Annotated in this window: 11 protein-coding genes; 5 read left to right on the forward strand and 6 right to left on the reverse strand. The window is 72.0% G+C overall.

The annotated features are described in order from the left end of the window. Positions 1-161: 161 nt before the first annotated feature. The 4 genes from C1J00_RS24745 to C1J00_RS24760 all read right to left on the reverse strand — a co-directional run bounded on the left by C1J00_RS24745 (position 162) and on the right by C1J00_RS24760 (position 4,145). Complete coding sequence (locus tag C1J00_RS24745; protein WP_102911262.1) at positions 162-830, reverse strand: DUF5701 family protein; 669 nt, start codon at positions 828-830, stop codon at positions 162-164. A gap of 273 nt (positions 831-1,103) precedes the next feature. After that, positions 1,104-1,682, reverse strand: a complete 579-nt coding sequence (locus C1J00_RS24750) for a dienelactone hydrolase family protein (protein WP_102911253.1) — start codon at positions 1,680-1,682, stop codon at positions 1,104-1,106. Positions 1,683-1,848: 166 nt separating this feature from the next. Further along, the gene (locus C1J00_RS24755; RefSeq protein WP_102911254.1) at positions 1,849-3,006 is read right to left on the reverse strand and encodes a hypothetical protein; all 1,158 of its coding nucleotides are present in this window, start codon (positions 3,004-3,006) and stop codon (positions 1,849-1,851) included. Further along, positions 3,003-4,145 (reverse strand): hypothetical protein, encoded by a 1,143-nt coding sequence (locus C1J00_RS24760; RefSeq protein ID WP_245936490.1) that lies wholly within the window; start codon positions 4,143-4,145, stop codon positions 3,003-3,005. The genes C1J00_RS24755 and C1J00_RS24760 overlap by 4 nt, the downstream gene beginning before the upstream one ends. A 151-nt stretch (positions 4,146-4,296) precedes the next feature. On the opposite strand from C1J00_RS24760, the gene C1J00_RS24765 reads away from it, so the two are divergent. Further along, positions 4,297-5,235, forward strand: coding sequence for a phosphotransferase (locus C1J00_RS24765; RefSeq protein WP_245936491.1), 939 nt, complete (start codon positions 4,297-4,299; stop codon positions 5,233-5,235). Positions 5,236-5,385: 150 nt separating this feature from the next. Here C1J00_RS24765 and C1J00_RS24770 read toward each other — a convergent pair whose 3' ends face one another. After that, positions 5,386-5,838 (reverse strand): Lrp/AsnC family transcriptional regulator, encoded by a 453-nt coding sequence (locus C1J00_RS24770; RefSeq protein WP_102911256.1) that lies wholly within the window; start codon positions 5,836-5,838, stop codon positions 5,386-5,388. Positions 5,839-5,949: 111 nt separating this feature from the next. On the opposite strand from C1J00_RS24770, the gene C1J00_RS24775 reads away from it, so the two are divergent. Both C1J00_RS24775 and C1J00_RS24780 read left to right on the forward strand, forming a co-directional pair. After that, the gene (locus tag C1J00_RS24775; RefSeq protein ID WP_102911257.1) at positions 5,950-6,576 is read left to right on the forward strand and encodes a LysE family translocator; all 627 of its coding nucleotides are present in this window, start codon (positions 5,950-5,952) and stop codon (positions 6,574-6,576) included. A gap of 159 nt (positions 6,577-6,735) precedes the next feature. Then, positions 6,736-9,147 carry a SpoIIE family protein phosphatase gene (locus tag C1J00_RS24780; RefSeq protein WP_102911258.1) on the forward strand — a complete coding sequence of 804 codons (2,412 nt, stop codon included), beginning with the start codon at positions 6,736-6,738 and terminating at the stop codon, positions 9,145-9,147. A gap of 6 nt (positions 9,148-9,153) precedes the next feature. On the opposite strand, the gene C1J00_RS24785 is transcribed toward C1J00_RS24780, so the two are convergent. Further along, complete coding sequence (locus C1J00_RS24785) at positions 9,154-10,023, reverse strand: SDR family oxidoreductase (RefSeq protein ID WP_245936492.1); 870 nt, start codon at positions 10,021-10,023, stop codon at positions 9,154-9,156. A gap of 269 nt (positions 10,024-10,292) precedes the next feature. Between C1J00_RS24785 and C1J00_RS24790 the strand changes: the two genes are divergently transcribed. Further along, positions 10,293-11,606, forward strand: a complete 1,314-nt coding sequence (locus tag C1J00_RS24790; RefSeq protein ID WP_102911260.1) for an ATP-grasp domain-containing protein — start codon at positions 10,293-10,295, stop codon at positions 11,604-11,606. 13 nt (positions 11,607-11,619) lie between these two features. After that, the gene (locus C1J00_RS24795) at positions 11,620-13,659 is read left to right on the forward strand and encodes a CocE/NonD family hydrolase (protein ID WP_102911261.1); all 2,040 of its coding nucleotides are present in this window, start codon (positions 11,620-11,622) and stop codon (positions 13,657-13,659) included. Positions 13,660-13,887 lie beyond the last annotated feature (228 nt).

The following is a 13,887-nucleotide window of genomic DNA, read 5'->3' on the forward strand; positions in this document are numbered from 1 at the left end:
GGGGTGATCGGTGCGGTGGTGGCCGTACCGCTGGTGGCCGTGGTGTGGTCCGTGTACCAGGCGCTGCGGGGCGGTACGGACGCTCCGGCCCGGGGTGCCGCTCCGGCGGACTGAGCACGGGGCGGCCGGCGCCGCTCACCCGGTTCGTGCGGTGACGGGCCTCAGCCCCTGCGGCCCGTCGTGGAGGCGAAGCCCAGCCAGGTGTGCCGGTTGTTCCACCAGCACCAGCCGACCTTGGGCGCGTTGCGGCGCTCGCGGCCGTCCCGGCCGGTGCCGTTGCTGATCCAGATGGCCGGGGTGCGGGCGTCGAAGGTGCCGGTGGGTTTGCGCAGCCGGGAACCGATGGTCATGAAGCAGAGGTTGCGCTCCAGGGCCTCGGGCTGCTGGAGCACCCAGTGGATGCCCTCGGTGAGCACCAGCGGGGTGCGGTCCTCCTTGGTGAGGGCGGGCAGGGCCTCGTCCGGGGACCAGTTGGCCATGTGGTCGCCGCGGTCGATGCCGTGGACGAGGTAGAGCGGGGCGTCGGGCAGTTCCAGGGCGCAGGGGGCGAACTCGTCGACGTCGGGCATGTCGACGACGACGAAGCCCGGCTTACCGTCGCGACGGAGCAGAGGCGTGAGTGCCGAGGCGGGGGCCCGGTCCGGGTGCACGGCCAGCAGGGCACCCTGGCCGTCGGCCCCGGCTTCGGCCGTCGCGGCGAATGTGCGGATCTTCTCGGCGGACAGCCCGGCGATCTCGTGCACCCCCAGCTCGATCAGCCGCTCGGCCTGCGCGCTCAGGGCCGGGAGTGCGGGGAGGACGGTGGACGGGTCGGGCTTGGTCTCGGGCACGATGCTCCCTGGGTCGGCGATGTCGGCGGTACGGGCGGACTCGGAGGTGATTGAACTCATGGGCAACGATCCGGCCCGCCGGGACGTTCCCGCTCAGCCGCGTCCGTCGTCCCCGCGCCGGACAGGCCGCGGATGCGCCACTCGCGGGGTGTCATCCCGTAGGCCGCGTGTCACCGACGTGCCGGGACAGCACACCTGGGTCGGCGACGGCCTCAACAGCGCAGGTCGGTGTGGGCAGCCTTTGGCCTTGGTAGTTGTCGCCGCAACGCCGGGCTATGTGCTGCGGTCGAGGAAGTCCAGCACTCGATGAGAGACCTGCGCGGCGGCCTGCTCGTCGTAGGGCGGCAGGCCACTGTCGGTGAACAGGTGCCTGTCGCCGGGATAGAGGAACAGCTCGGCATCCGCCGCCGTTTCGACGAGCGCGCGGGCGGCGTCCACGTCGCCCTCCCCGGCGAAGAACGGATCCGCGTCCATGCCGTGGACCTGGACCGGGACATCGTGGGGCCAGGTGTCGCCGAACTCCGCGACCGGGACGCATGCCTCCAGCAGCAGGGCACCCTTTGCGCCGGGGCGAGTCTGAGCCAGCTTCTGCGCGGGCAGGACGCCGAGCGAGAACCCGACGTAGACGAGTTCCGCAGGGAGCCCCTCGGCGGCGGCGGTTCCGCGCTCGACGACCGTGCCGAACCCGACATCCTCGGCGTAACCCATGCCCTCCTCGAGGCTGTCGAATACCTGCCCCTCGAACAGGTCCGGGACGTGGATGGTGTGTCCGGCCCGTCGCAGTTGCTCGGCGAACTCACGGACGCCGTCGGTCAACCCGTGCCCGTGGTGGAACACCAGCACCTCAGCCATGTCGCTCCCCTCGTGCTGCGGTGCCGGGCGGCGCCGCGGCACGAGTATGGCCCGCACCACTGACATCTACGGGTCGTGGCCGACGGGATCAAGCGTTGGCTCCAGCGCATCGTCCATCTGATGATCGCCGGCAGATTCATCGCACCGACTGCGCCACTCGCAGCCGCTACTGCCGTGGCAGTCTCAGTTTCAGCGGGCCGCAGCCGAGGCGGGCGGCCTCGGCCTCGACGTACCGAGGGAAGAGGGTACGCACGTCCGCGGCCTTCCCACTCTCGTTGGCCTGTACGAGGAACACCGTCGCGCCCGTCTGGCAACGGGCCTGGAAGACGCCGAGATTGGGGCCGAGGCCGCCGTAGCCGGCGGCGGAGCGCACCTGGTCGCCCTCTTTCAGGGCCATCCTGACGAAGATCGCGGCCAGCCGCGGGTCCTCGACGGTCATCAGTCGCTGCTTCGGCTGCGAGCCGGTGATGTCGCGGTCGCAGGTGCGCACAGGGCCGTGTCCGTCAGTGATCATGGGGTCGTGGTACGGCTTGCGCTTCTTGCCCAGGGTCAGCCCTTTGATGCCGCAGAGCGCGTCCGGCTTCTCCGTGCGGGTGTAGTGGGCGGCCTTCGGTAGGCGTTCAACCGGATCGGCGATCGTGCCGGCGCAGCCGAGGTCCGCGCTGACCTTGTTGACGAGCTTCACGACCATGCGGGCCATCCCGTCCCGCTGTTCGGTACGCGGCTCCATGTCGGTGATCCAGCGGCCCTGGGCGATGTCGACGACGGTCGGCCCGTCGAAGTCGCTCGGGCGGCCCAGACAGCCGTCCGGGATGGCGAGCCAGGCGCGGTTGTCCGAGGCCATGCCCAGCAGGCCGCCGCCGAGCGGGGTGAGACGGGCGGAGAGGAACTCATCAGCCCACATGCCGTCGTCGCCGGCCCGGTCGTCCAGCTGGTGCACCCGGGCGGTGAGCGCCCATCCGTCGCCGTCGCTGTTCGTCAACTGGCAACTGCCGACGGGGCCGTCCAGGGAACGCCCGCTGCGCAGCACGGGCGCCTCGACCACCTTGACGTCCTCGGGCTCGCGGAAGGTCAGGGCGAGGTCGTCGCGGGACAGCGCGCCCCAGCACAGCTCATCCGGCGCGAACGGCCCGGCCTGCGTCTGCCAGGCCACGCCGCCGGCGCCGAGCAGCACCCCGGCAAGGCCAGCGGCCAGCAGCGGCCGGACCCGGCCACGCAGCAGCCTGCGCCAGTGCCAGCGGCTCAGACGCCGCTCGCTGAGCGGCTCCGGCTCGGCGGACAGGGGCGGCTCACATCGGTTCGGCTCGTCCGCGGTGCTGCTCACCGGGCGGCTCCCTTGGGGGCGATGGGGGCGCAGCGCAGACGGGCGGTGGCTGCGTTCGCGAAGGCGGCGAGGTGGCCGAGGTCGGTGGAGGCGCCCATCAGAAAGACGGTGGGCCGGCCGGCGCAGTCGGCTCGTACGATCGCGTGCTTCTCGCCGGTGGTGCCCGTGCCGCGCCAGCCGCGGGCCGCGGGGCGTTCGCCCGCGATGCCGTCGAACACCGCCGCCAGCCGGGGCTGCGCGACCATCGCCAGCTGCAGATACGGCAGACCGTCGCGGTCGTTACGGACGCTGCACGTCTGCAGGTCGCGGGTGACAACGCCGGTCTGGTACTCGATGTCCTCCGTGCCGAGATGCAGGCCGCGGATGCCGCAGACGTCTTCGGAGGTGCTGAAGACGCGCTCCCGGTCGCCCGGCAGGTCGTAGACGGGTGAGCTGACTCTCAGAGGCTCGTCCGGCGCGCAACCGGCCGCCGCCATGCCGCGGTTGGCCGCCGCGACGAGCAGCTCCGCCGCCTGACGGGCGCCGCCCAGATCGGCCGGGTCGTTCCGGATGTACGAGGGGCCGCTGGTGTATGTGCCGGACGCGTGCATCGTGACGACGGTCGGTCGGCCGTCCTGTGTGTCGCAGGACTCGGGAAGCACCAGCAAGCCACCGCGCCCGTTCACCGTACCCGGCAGACCGTCCGGGAGCGGAACCATGTCGCCGCCCAGGAAACCGTCATGGACCATCGCTAGCCGGGCTTCCGCGGCCTTGGGGACCGGGCCGTACTCGACGGACACCTGCTGGTCGGTGGAGACCTTGTCGCCGTCGTAACTGCTCTTGTGCTCGCCGGCGATGGTGACGTCGCACCTGCCGGTCGGGCGCTCGCGGGTGGGCGCCGTCTGCTCGCCGGTGCGTGACCCGTCGTCGTCGAGGGCCTCGTCGCCGAGGAAGCCCGGGCCGCTGTCTTCCTGCCACGCCCCCCAGCAGTAGCGGTCCTTCGGCCACGGCCAGGTGTCCGCCGCCCACGTGCCGAGCGCGGTGCCCGCAAGCACGAGCACCAGCACGGATATCAGCGACAATCGGCCGCGCCTGCTGTGCGGCAACGCTCGGCGCAGCCGACCGGGAGCTGCGGCCGCCGCCAAGTCCTTCTCACTCACCCCGTGATCCCCTCCGGCGCAGGAGTCTATCCCTCGTCGTCAGTCAGGAGCAGGCGTCCCCGTCCATGGGGATCCTGCCGTTCAGCGGGTAGTCGTCCGCGGCGGCCGTTTCGAGCCGGCGTGGCGTTACGCTCTCCGCATGGAAGGGTTCATGACACCTGATCAGATGTCCGCCCGCACCTCCCGTGCCCTCGCGGCGGCCGTCGCCGCGGGGCGTGATCTGGGGCTCGACGTGGCCGACGCGCGGGTCATCTACGACGTGTTCTCCGTGGTGGTGCACCTGGCTCCGTCACCCGTGGTGGTCAGGGTGCCGACCGTCCTGCCGTCGTACGCCGACGCCGGCTCCCAGGCCTCCCGGCAGCGGCAGGAGCTGGCCGTGGCGGGATGGCTCGCGGATCAGGGGCACCCGGTGATCCCGCCGAGTCCGCTCGTGCCGCGGGAGCCCGTGCTGCGGGACGGGTTCTCGATGACGATCTGGCAGTTCGTCGAGCTGGACCAGAGCGCCGAGCCCGACTTCGTGCGCCAGGCGGGCCTGGTCGCCGACCTGCACGTCGCGCTGCGCTCCTACCCGGGTGAGCTGCCGTTCCTCTCGGCGGCGGAACCACGGTTCGTCACCGAGGGGCTTACCACGCTCGAAGCGCGCCCCGATCTCCTGGAGCCCGCCGATCTCGACCGGGCGCGGCGGGAGTGGGAGGTCCTGGAGCCGGTCGTCGCCTCACGGGCGGGGTTCGAGGCGGTGTTCCCCGGCGTCGGGCTGCAGCCGGTCCACGGGGACGCCCCGGCGGCCAACATCGTCGCCGGCCCGGACGGCCCCCTGTACTCCGACTTCGAACTGACCACGCTCGGACCGGTCGAGTGGGACCTGGCGGCCCTCGGCCCCGAGTGCGAGGCGGCTTACGACGCGGCGGCCGGGCGGCTGGGTCTGCCCCGGCTGGACAAGGACGTGCTGCGGGTCGTCAACGCCGTGGGCATGTCCCGCGCGGTGGCCTGCCTCGCGCTCGCGCCGCAACTGCCCCTGCTGGTGGACGCGCTCAAGCCGGCCGTCGAGCAGTGGCGGTCGATGCCGTTCGCCGGGGGGCTCGGAGGCTGAGGCGCGCCGCCCCCGCGGTCCGTAGGACGGCTCGACCGCCGACGCACCACGCCCGCCCGGTGCGCAGGACGCTCGACCGCCGACGCACGCCGCCCCCGCGGTTCACCGAAGGGCTCGGCGGCTGAGGCCCGCCGCCCGCGCGGGGGCCGCTCACTCGGGCAGCGGTCGGTCGTCCACGACGTGTTTCATGACGAGGGTGGAGTTGAGGCGCTGGACGCCGGGGAGCCGGGCGAGCCGCTGGTCGTAGAGCTGCTGGAAGGCGGTCAGGTCGGTGGCGGCGACGCGCAGGAGGTAGTCGGGGTCACCGAACAGCCGCTGGGCCTGGAGCACGTGCGGGACGGCGGCCACCGCCTCTTCGAACGCGGAGACCGTGTCGGCGTCCTCCAGGCGCATGGTGACGAAGACCAGGGCCTCGAAGTCGAGGCCCACGGCGGAGGGGTCCACCACCGCGCGATACCCCCGGATCGCGCCCTCGCGTTCGAGGTCGCGCAGCCTGCGGTGGCAGGGCGAGACGCTCAGCTTCACCCGCGCGGCCAGCTCGGTGACCGTGAGACGGCCGTCCAGCTGCAGCTCGGTGAGAATTTTCCGGTCCAGGGCATCCATGGGGAAGATTCTGCCTCAGAAGCCGGGATCAAGGAGTAAAGAAGGGAACACCTTCGCATCGATCCGGCCTAACCTTCCTCTCGCCCCACCGTATGTGAGAGGGAACGATCGATGGACACGACCACGCTGGCGGCCTTCCTGGCAGTGGATCTGCTGCTGGTTTTCACCCCCGGCGCGGACTGGGCCTACGCGATCACGGCCGGCCTTCGGGACCGGTCGGTCGTGCCGGCGGTCGCCGGGCTGATCGCCGGATACGCCGGCTACACCCTGCTCGCCGTGGCGGGCCTGGTGGTGATCGTGGCGAGCTCGGCGACGCTGCTCACCGTGCTGACCATGGCGGGGGCCGGCTACCTGGTGTGGCTCGGCTGGGGAGTGCTCCGGCAGCCGGCCGTCTTGCCGGCCGCCGGGGAGGACATGGGCCCCGAAGGCACCTCCAGGCTGCGGGTCGTGCTCAGGGGAATCGGTATCAGCGGGCTGAACCCCAAGGCGCTGCTGCTCTACTTCTCCCTCTTCCCGCAGTTCATCGACCCCGCGGGTGCGTGGCCGGTCGCCGGCCAGACCGGCCTGCTCGGCTCGCTGCACATGGCCGCCTGCGCCGTGGTCTACCTCACCGTCGGAGTCCTGGCCCGCACGGTTCTGAGCACCAGGCCCGCCGCGGCCCGGGCGGTGACCCGTGTCTCCGGCGCGATGATGATCGTCATCGGCGGGTTCCTGCTGGCGGAACGCCTGGCCGGCTGACGGCTCTCCCGCCGGGGTCGAGGAGGGGATCCGCACGGTCGTCCTGGCGTTCGCGCTGGTCACCGCAGCGCGTCTCGGCAGACGAGCCTCAGCGAGTCGGTAGCGGGACAATCGGTGCAGAGAATCGTGAGCACCAGGGGCGGCACAGCCGGAGGCACCGTGGAGGGACGCGTACCGGAGGACTTGGTGGTCGTCGTCGACGCCGACGGGGCGATCATGGTGTGGAGCGACGGCGCTCGCCGTCTGCTCGGCTACGAACCCGCCGAGCTCCTGGGCAAGCCCGTCACCGACCTGCTCGCCGCCCGGCTGCCGGAGTCCACGCGGCGGCACGCGGCCGAAGGCCGGCGCTGGGCCGGTGAGGTGGCGCTGCGGCACCGGGACGGCGACCGCGTCGCCGTCCGGCTGCAGGGGACTCCGCTGGCGGACGCCGAGGGCGGACGGCTGTGGCTCGTGACCGGCACCGTGCCGTCGTACACGGCGGCCCCGGCCGAGCAGGGAACCCTGCCGCTGTGGGACCTCACGCTCGGCCAGCTCCCCGTGCCGGTGGCGGTCTACGACCGCGATGCCCGGCTGGTGGCAGCCAACGACATCATGACCGAGGTCATGGGCAGGTCCGAGGAGGACATGAAGGGCCTGACGCTGTGGGAGATCGAGCCGAACCCGCCCTTCGACGAGTACGACCGCCTCCAGCGCGAGGTCCTGCGCACCGGCGAGATGATCTTCCACGAGGAGCACGCCAAGGCCCCGGGCCAGACCCGGCCGCACGCCTGGTCCATGTTCCTGTCGCCGCTGAAGGACGAGACCGGCGCGGTCCACGGCATATCGGCGACCGTGTTCGACACGACGGAGCAGCACTGGGCCCGCCGCCGCCTCGCGGTGCTCAACGAGGCCAGTCTGCGGATCGGCAGCACCCTGGACGTGACCCGGACGGCCGAGGAGATGGCCGAGGTGGCCGTGACCGGGGGGTTCGCCGACTTCGTCACCGTGGATCTGCTGGAGTCCGTCGCCCTGGGCGACGAGCCGGGGCCGCTGCCGCCGGACACGCCCGTCACCGTACGGCGCACCGCGCAGCTGTCGGTGCTCCAGGGCTGCCCGGAGTCGGTGGTCGCCTCGGGCGGGACGATCCGCTACCCGGTGGGGACGCTGCCGATGCGGACCCTGAACGCCGGCCGGGGCGTCCGGCACCGGCCCGGGGACCCGGAACTGCGGGAATGGCTCAGGTCGTCCCCCTCCCGTGCCGAGACCGTGTCCCGGCACCTGATCCACTCGGTGATGATGGTGCCGCTGCGCGCCCGGGGTGTGACGCTGGGCCTGGTGCACTTCCTCCGGCACCGGACGCCCGAGTGGTTCAGCGAGGACGACCTGCTGCTCGCGGAGGAGATCGTCGCCCGGGCGGCGGTGAGCGTGGACAACGCCCGCCGGTACACCCGGGAACGCCGCACGGCGCTGGCGCTCCAGCGCAGCCTGCTTCCCGAGCGGCCTCCGGAGCTGGCCGCGATGGACATCGCCTACCGCTATCTGCCGACCGGGGCCGGCGCGGACATCGGGGGCGACTGGTTCGACGTGATCCCGCTGTCCGGCGCCCGGGTGGCGCTGGTGGTGGGCGACGTGGTGGGCCACGGCATCCAGGCGTCGGCCACGATGGGCCGGCTGCGGACGGCCGTACGGACGCTCGCGGACGTCGATCTCGCACCCGACGAGCTGCTCACCCAGCTGGACGACCTCGTCATCCGGCTGGACCGTGAGGAGGGCCCGGAGGTGCGCGGCGAGCAGGAGGCGTCGGGGCAGGTCGGCGCCACCTGCCTGTACGCGGTGTACGACCCGGTGACCCGGCGCTGCACCATGGCTCGCGCCGGGCATCCGGCGCCCGCCCTGGTCACCCCCGGGGGCGGCGTGAGCTTCCTGGATCTGCCGCCCGGGCCGCCGCTGGGTCTGGGCGGTCTGCCGTTCGAGGCCTCCGAGGTGCAACTGGAGGAGAACAGCCTGCTCGCCCTCTACACCAACGGCCTGATCGAGGCGCCCGACCACGACATCGAGGTCGGGATCGGCCTGCTGCGCCGGGCGTTGAGCAGCCCCCAGGGCACGCTCGACGAGACCTGCGACCGGGTGCTCCGCACGGTGCTGACCGGCCGGCCCGAGGACGACATCGTGCTGATGCTGGCGCGGACGGCCGTGCTCGACGCCGCGAAGGTCCGCACCTGGCAGCTGCCGCCGGAACCCTCGGCCGTGGCCCGGGCCCGCAAGATGGCGGGCGCGCAGCTGGCCGAATGGGAGCTGACGGAGGCGGAGTTCGCGACCGAGCTGATCGTCAGCGAGCTGGTCACCAACGCGCTGCGGTACGGCGGCGCCCCCATCGAGCTGAGACTGATCCGCGACTCGACCCTCATCTGCGAGGTGTCCGACGGCAGCAACACCGCGCCGCATCTGCGCCGGGCCCGGGTCTTCGACGAGGGCGGGCGGGGACTGCTGCTCGTCGCCCAGCTCGCCGAGCGGTGGGGCAGCCGCCAGACGGCCACGGGCAAGACCATCTGGGCCGAACAGCCCCTGCCCGCCGGGAACGCCGGGAAGTGAGCCCGGCTACCGCGTGTCGACGATGCCGCCGGTCACCGCGATGACCTCGCCGACGGTGTAGCTGGAGTCGGCGTCGGAGGCGAGGTAGACGTACGTGGGCGCGATCTCCTCGGGCTGGGCCGCGCGTTCCAGCGGGGCCTCGCTGCCGATGTGGGCGAGTCCCTCCGGCGGCATGTGCGGATCGGCCTCGTTGAGGGGTGTCCACGTGGGGCCCGGCGCGACCACGTTGGCGCGCACGCCCCGCTTGGCCAGGTGCACGGCGACGGACTTGGTCAGGGTGATCAGCGCGGCCTTGGACGCCGCATAGTCGATCATCGTGGTGCTGCCCTTGAGGGCCTCCTCGGTGGCGGTGGCGATGACCGCGTCGCCGGGCCGCAGATGGGGCAGGGCCGCCATGAGCAGGTGGAAGTACGCGTAGACGTTCGTCTTGAACGTCAGGTCGAAGTCCTCCGCGGTCAACTGCTCCAGTTCCAGTTTGCTGTTGAGGTAGGCGGCGTTGCTCACGAGGATGTTCAGCCCGCCGAGTTCCGCCGCCGTCCGTTCGACGGCCGCACGGCAGAACTCCGGGTCGGTGAGGTCGCCGGGCAGCAGCAGACAGCGCCTGCCCTGCTCCTCCACCTCGGCGCGCACGCGCTCCGCGTCCACCTGCTCCTCGGGCAGATGGACGACGGCGACGTCGGCGCCCTCGCGTGCGTACAGAAGCGCCACGGCCCGTCCGATGCCGGAGTCGCCGCCGGTGATCAGCGCGGTCTTCCCCTCCAGCTTCCCGCTCGCCCGGTAACGGCCGGCCCGGTAGCGCGGCTTGCTGCGCATCTCGGCCTCAAGGCCGGGCCGCTGCTGCTTGTCGGAGTCGTAGGGCGGGTCCGGCTCGGACACGACCTGAGGTGCGGGCCTTTCCTGCTCGGGCTGCACAACTTTCCCTTCGCCGGTGTCGTCCACGGCGCGGCCCGCTTCACCGGTCGCGCCGTCCTTGCCCGGCCCGCGTTCCCAGAACGGCGGCGGGCATGTCCCCGGCGCCGTGGACGCGCTGCGGCGGGGCGCCCGGAACGGGCGTGATGCCCGGACCGGAATGCCGACAGGCACGACGGGTACTCCAACGATCTTGCAAGTCGGCCTTCGGGCCGTACGTCGTCGGAAGGAGAGCCGTGTCTGACGAGACGGTGAAGAACGTCTTCGTGATCGGACTCGACGAGGCGAATCTGCCCACGCTGCAACAGGTCCCGGGAGCCGAACGGCTGCGTTTTCACCAGCTGCTGACGATCGAGGAGCTCCAGTTGGGCGAGGTGCACCTGCCCACGCTGCTCGACAAGGCCCAGGGCGTGCTCGACGCGTTCGACGGGAGCATCGACGCGATCGTCGGCTACTGGGACTTCCCGGTCAGCACCCTCGTCCCGATGCTGAGCGAACGCTACGGCACCCGCAGCACCAGTCTGGAGTCGGTGGTCAAGTGCGAGCACAAGTACTGGAGCCGGCTGGAGCAGCAGAAGGCCACCGACCGGCATCCGCGTTTCGGCCAGGTCGACCTGGCCGCCGAGCCGCCACGTCCCCCGGAGGGCGTGACCTTCCCGATGTGGCTCAAGCCCGCCCTCTCGTACTCCTCGGAACTCGCCTTCGGAGTGGATGACGAAGAGGAGTTCGGCAAGGCCGTCTCCGAGATCCGCGAGGGCATCTCCCGGATCGGCCGTCCCTTCGAGCACATCCTGGAACGCATCGACCTGCCCCCGGAGATGGACGGCGTCGGCGGCCGGGTGTGCCTCGCCGAGGAGGCGATGTCCGGCGTCCAGGTCGCCGTCGAGGGTTATGTGCACCAGGGAGAGGTGACGGTCTACGGGGTCCTGGACTCCATCCAGTACCCGGACTCCCCCTGCTTCCTGCGCCACCAGTACCCGTCGACGCTGCCGCCGCCGGTCATCGCCCGGCTCCACGACGTCAGCGAGCGCGTGATGCGGCAGATCGGGATGGACTCGGCCACCTTCAGCATCGAGTACTTCTACGACCCGCGGACCCAGGAGATCAACCTGCTGGAGATCAACCCGCGGCACTCCCAGTCGCACGCGGAGCTGTTCCAGTACGTCGACGGCGTACCCAACCACCACTGCATGATCAGCCTCGCCCTCGGCGAGGACCCGCACATGCCGCACCGCGAGGGCCCGTACGCGATGGCGGCGAAGTGGTACCACCGCTGGTTCACCGACGGTGTGGTGAGCCGGGTGCCGGGCCCAGAGGAGATCGCGCGCATCGAGCGGGAGACGCCGGGCGTCCGCATCGAGGTGATCCCCGAGCGGGGCGACAGGCTCTCCGAGCTCCCGGGACAGGACAGCTACAGCTACGAGCTGGCGCACATCTACACCGGCGGCGCGGACGAGGCGGAGCTGCGGGAGAAGTTCGACCACTGCGTGGCCGCCCTGGGCCTGGCCTTCGAGGACGCCCCGGCCGAGGCCGACGCCGCACGCAAGTGAGGAGCACGGTTCCATGCGTTACGTGACCAACCTGCCGTACGAGACGAAGGAGGAGGAGCACGTCACGATCCCGATGTCCGACGGGGTCCGGCTCTCCGCGCACATCTGGCGCCCCACCTCCTCGGAACAGGAGCCGGTGCCGGCGGTGCTGGAGTACATCCCGTACCGCAAGCGCGATCTGACGGCCGTACGGGACTCGATCCACCACCCGTACCTAGCCGGGCACGGCTACGCCTGCGTCCGCGTCGACCTGCGCGGCACCGGCGACTCGGAGGGCGTGCTGCGCGACGAGTACCTGGAACGGGAGCAGGCGGACGCCGAGGAGATCCTGGCCTGGCTGGCCGAACAACCCTGGTGCGACGGCGGCACGGGCATGATGGGCATCTCCTGGGGCGCGTTCGCGGCACTCCAGGTGGCGGCCCGGCAGCCGCCGGGTCTGAAGGCCATCGCCATCGCCTCGTTCACCGACGACCGGCACGCCGACGACATGCACTACATGGGCGGCGCCCTGCTGTCGGACAACCTGGCCGAGGCGGGCACCATGTTCGCCTACGGCACCTGCCCGCCCGACCCGGCCGTGGTCGGCGACCGCTGGCGCGGGATGTGGCACGAGCGGCTGGAGAACACCGAGCCCTGGGTGCTGGAGTGGCTGCGTCACCAGCGGCGCGACGACTACTGGCGGCACGCCTCGGTGTGCGAGGACTACTCGAGCGTGCGCTGCCCGGTCCTGGCCTCCAGCGGCTGGGCGGACGGCTATTCCAACGCCGTGACCCGGCTGCTCGGGAACCTGGACGTGCCCCGCAAGGGGCTGATCGGGCCCTGGTCGCACAAGTTCCCCCACCTCGGGGAGCCCGGCCCGGCGATCGGCTACCTCCAGGAACTCGTGCGGTGGTGGGACCACTGGCTCAAGGGCGTCGACAACGGCGTCATGGACGGCCCCATGCTGCTGGCGTGGATGCAGGAGAGCGTGCCGCCCTCCACGTCCTACGAGGAGCGGCCGGGGCGCTGGGTGGGCGAGCCGGACTGGCCGTCCCCGCACATCCGGCCCCTCACGCACCCGCTCAGCCGGCACACGATCGGGCCCGCGCAGGACGCCTCGGCGGCGCCCTCCGAGGGCGGTGAGGCGATGACGGTGCGCTCGCCGCTGTCGGTCGGCCAGTTCGCGGGCAAGTGGGCCTCCTACAACGCTCCCCCGGACCTGCCCTACGACCAGCGGGAGGAGGACGGCGGCTCGCTCGTCTTCGACAGCGAGCCGCTGACCGAGCCGGTGGAGATCCTCGGCTCACCGAGCGTGGAGCTCGACCTGACGGTCAGCGAGCCGGTCGCCCTGGTGGCCGCGCGGCTGTCCGACGTGAGCCCCGACGGCGCCGCGACCCGCGTCTCCTACGGCATTCTGAACCTGACCCGCCGTGACAGCACGGAGTCGCCCGAGCCGTTGGAGCCGGGCCGGCGCTACCGGGCCACCATCCCTCTGAACGGTGTGGCGCAGGCGTTCCCGCCGGGCCACCGCATCCGGCTGTCCCTGTCGACGTCGTACTGGCCGCTGGCCTGGCCGGCGCCCAAGCCGGCCCGGCTCGGCGTGCACGAGCACTCCAGCACGCTCACCCTGCCGGTGCGGCCCGTGGACGAGCCCGACGAGGTGCCCTCGTCCCCCTTCGGAGAACCCGAGGGCACTGCCCCGCTCGCCATGACCCAGGTGACGCCCCCGGAGGAGCGCTGGGAGGTCAAGCGGGACCTGATCGGGTACCACTCCGAGCTGGACATCGTCAAGGACCGGGGCACGGTCCGCTTCGAGGACATCGGCCTGGAGGCCGGCCGCCGCGCCCACGAGCGCTACACGGCGGTCGCCGACGACTTCACCTCGGTCGGCGGCGAGACCACGTGGACCATGCGGTTCCGACGGGACGACTGGGACGCGCGGGTGGTCACCAGCACCCGGCTCACGTGCGACGAGACGGACTTCTTCGTCGACGCGACCCTCGACGCCTACGAGGCCGACCGCCGGGTCTTCTCCCGCACCTGGAACGAGAAGGTCCCCCGCGACCTGCTGTAGCCGGCGTGGCCTCAGCGGGGCGGCGCAGCTACGGAAGGGCCCGTCGCGGCCAAGCAACGGCTCGGCTCGGGGGTGTGGGGGCCGCCGTCTCGGGCCCCTGCACGTCCCGGCCGGCGGCCGTACCGCGGCCTCGTCCACGTGAGGCTCGGGCGGCACTCCCGGGTCCGGTCGGCGGCACTCCGGTTCCGGCCGGCGCCCCGCCCGGTATCCGGCCGGCGCCCCCGCGAG

This window comes from Streptomyces cahuitamycinicus, assembly GCF_002891435.1.
GTDB classification, from domain to species: domain Bacteria; phylum Actinomycetota; class Actinomycetes; order Streptomycetales; family Streptomycetaceae; genus Streptomyces; species Streptomyces cahuitamycinicus.

Excerpts from the sequence above, each read along its gene's own strand:
- C1J00_RS24765 (WP_245936491.1), top strand. The coding sequence starts at position 4,297 with ATGACACCTGATCAGATGTCCGCCCGCACCTCCCGTGCCCTCGCGGCG.
- C1J00_RS24770 (WP_102911256.1), bottom strand. The coding sequence starts at position 5,838 with ATGGATGCCCTGGACCGGAAAATTCTCACCGAGCTGCAGCTGGACGGC.
- C1J00_RS24775 (WP_102911257.1), top strand. The coding sequence starts at position 5,950 with ATGGACACGACCACGCTGGCGGCCTTCCTGGCAGTGGATCTGCTGCTG.
- C1J00_RS24750 (WP_102911253.1), bottom strand. The coding sequence starts at position 1,682 with ATGGCTGAGGTGCTGGTGTTCCACCACGGGCACGGGTTGACCGACGGC.
- C1J00_RS24795 (WP_102911261.1), top strand. The coding sequence starts at position 11,620 with ATGCGTTACGTGACCAACCTGCCGTACGAGACGAAGGAGGAGGAGCAC.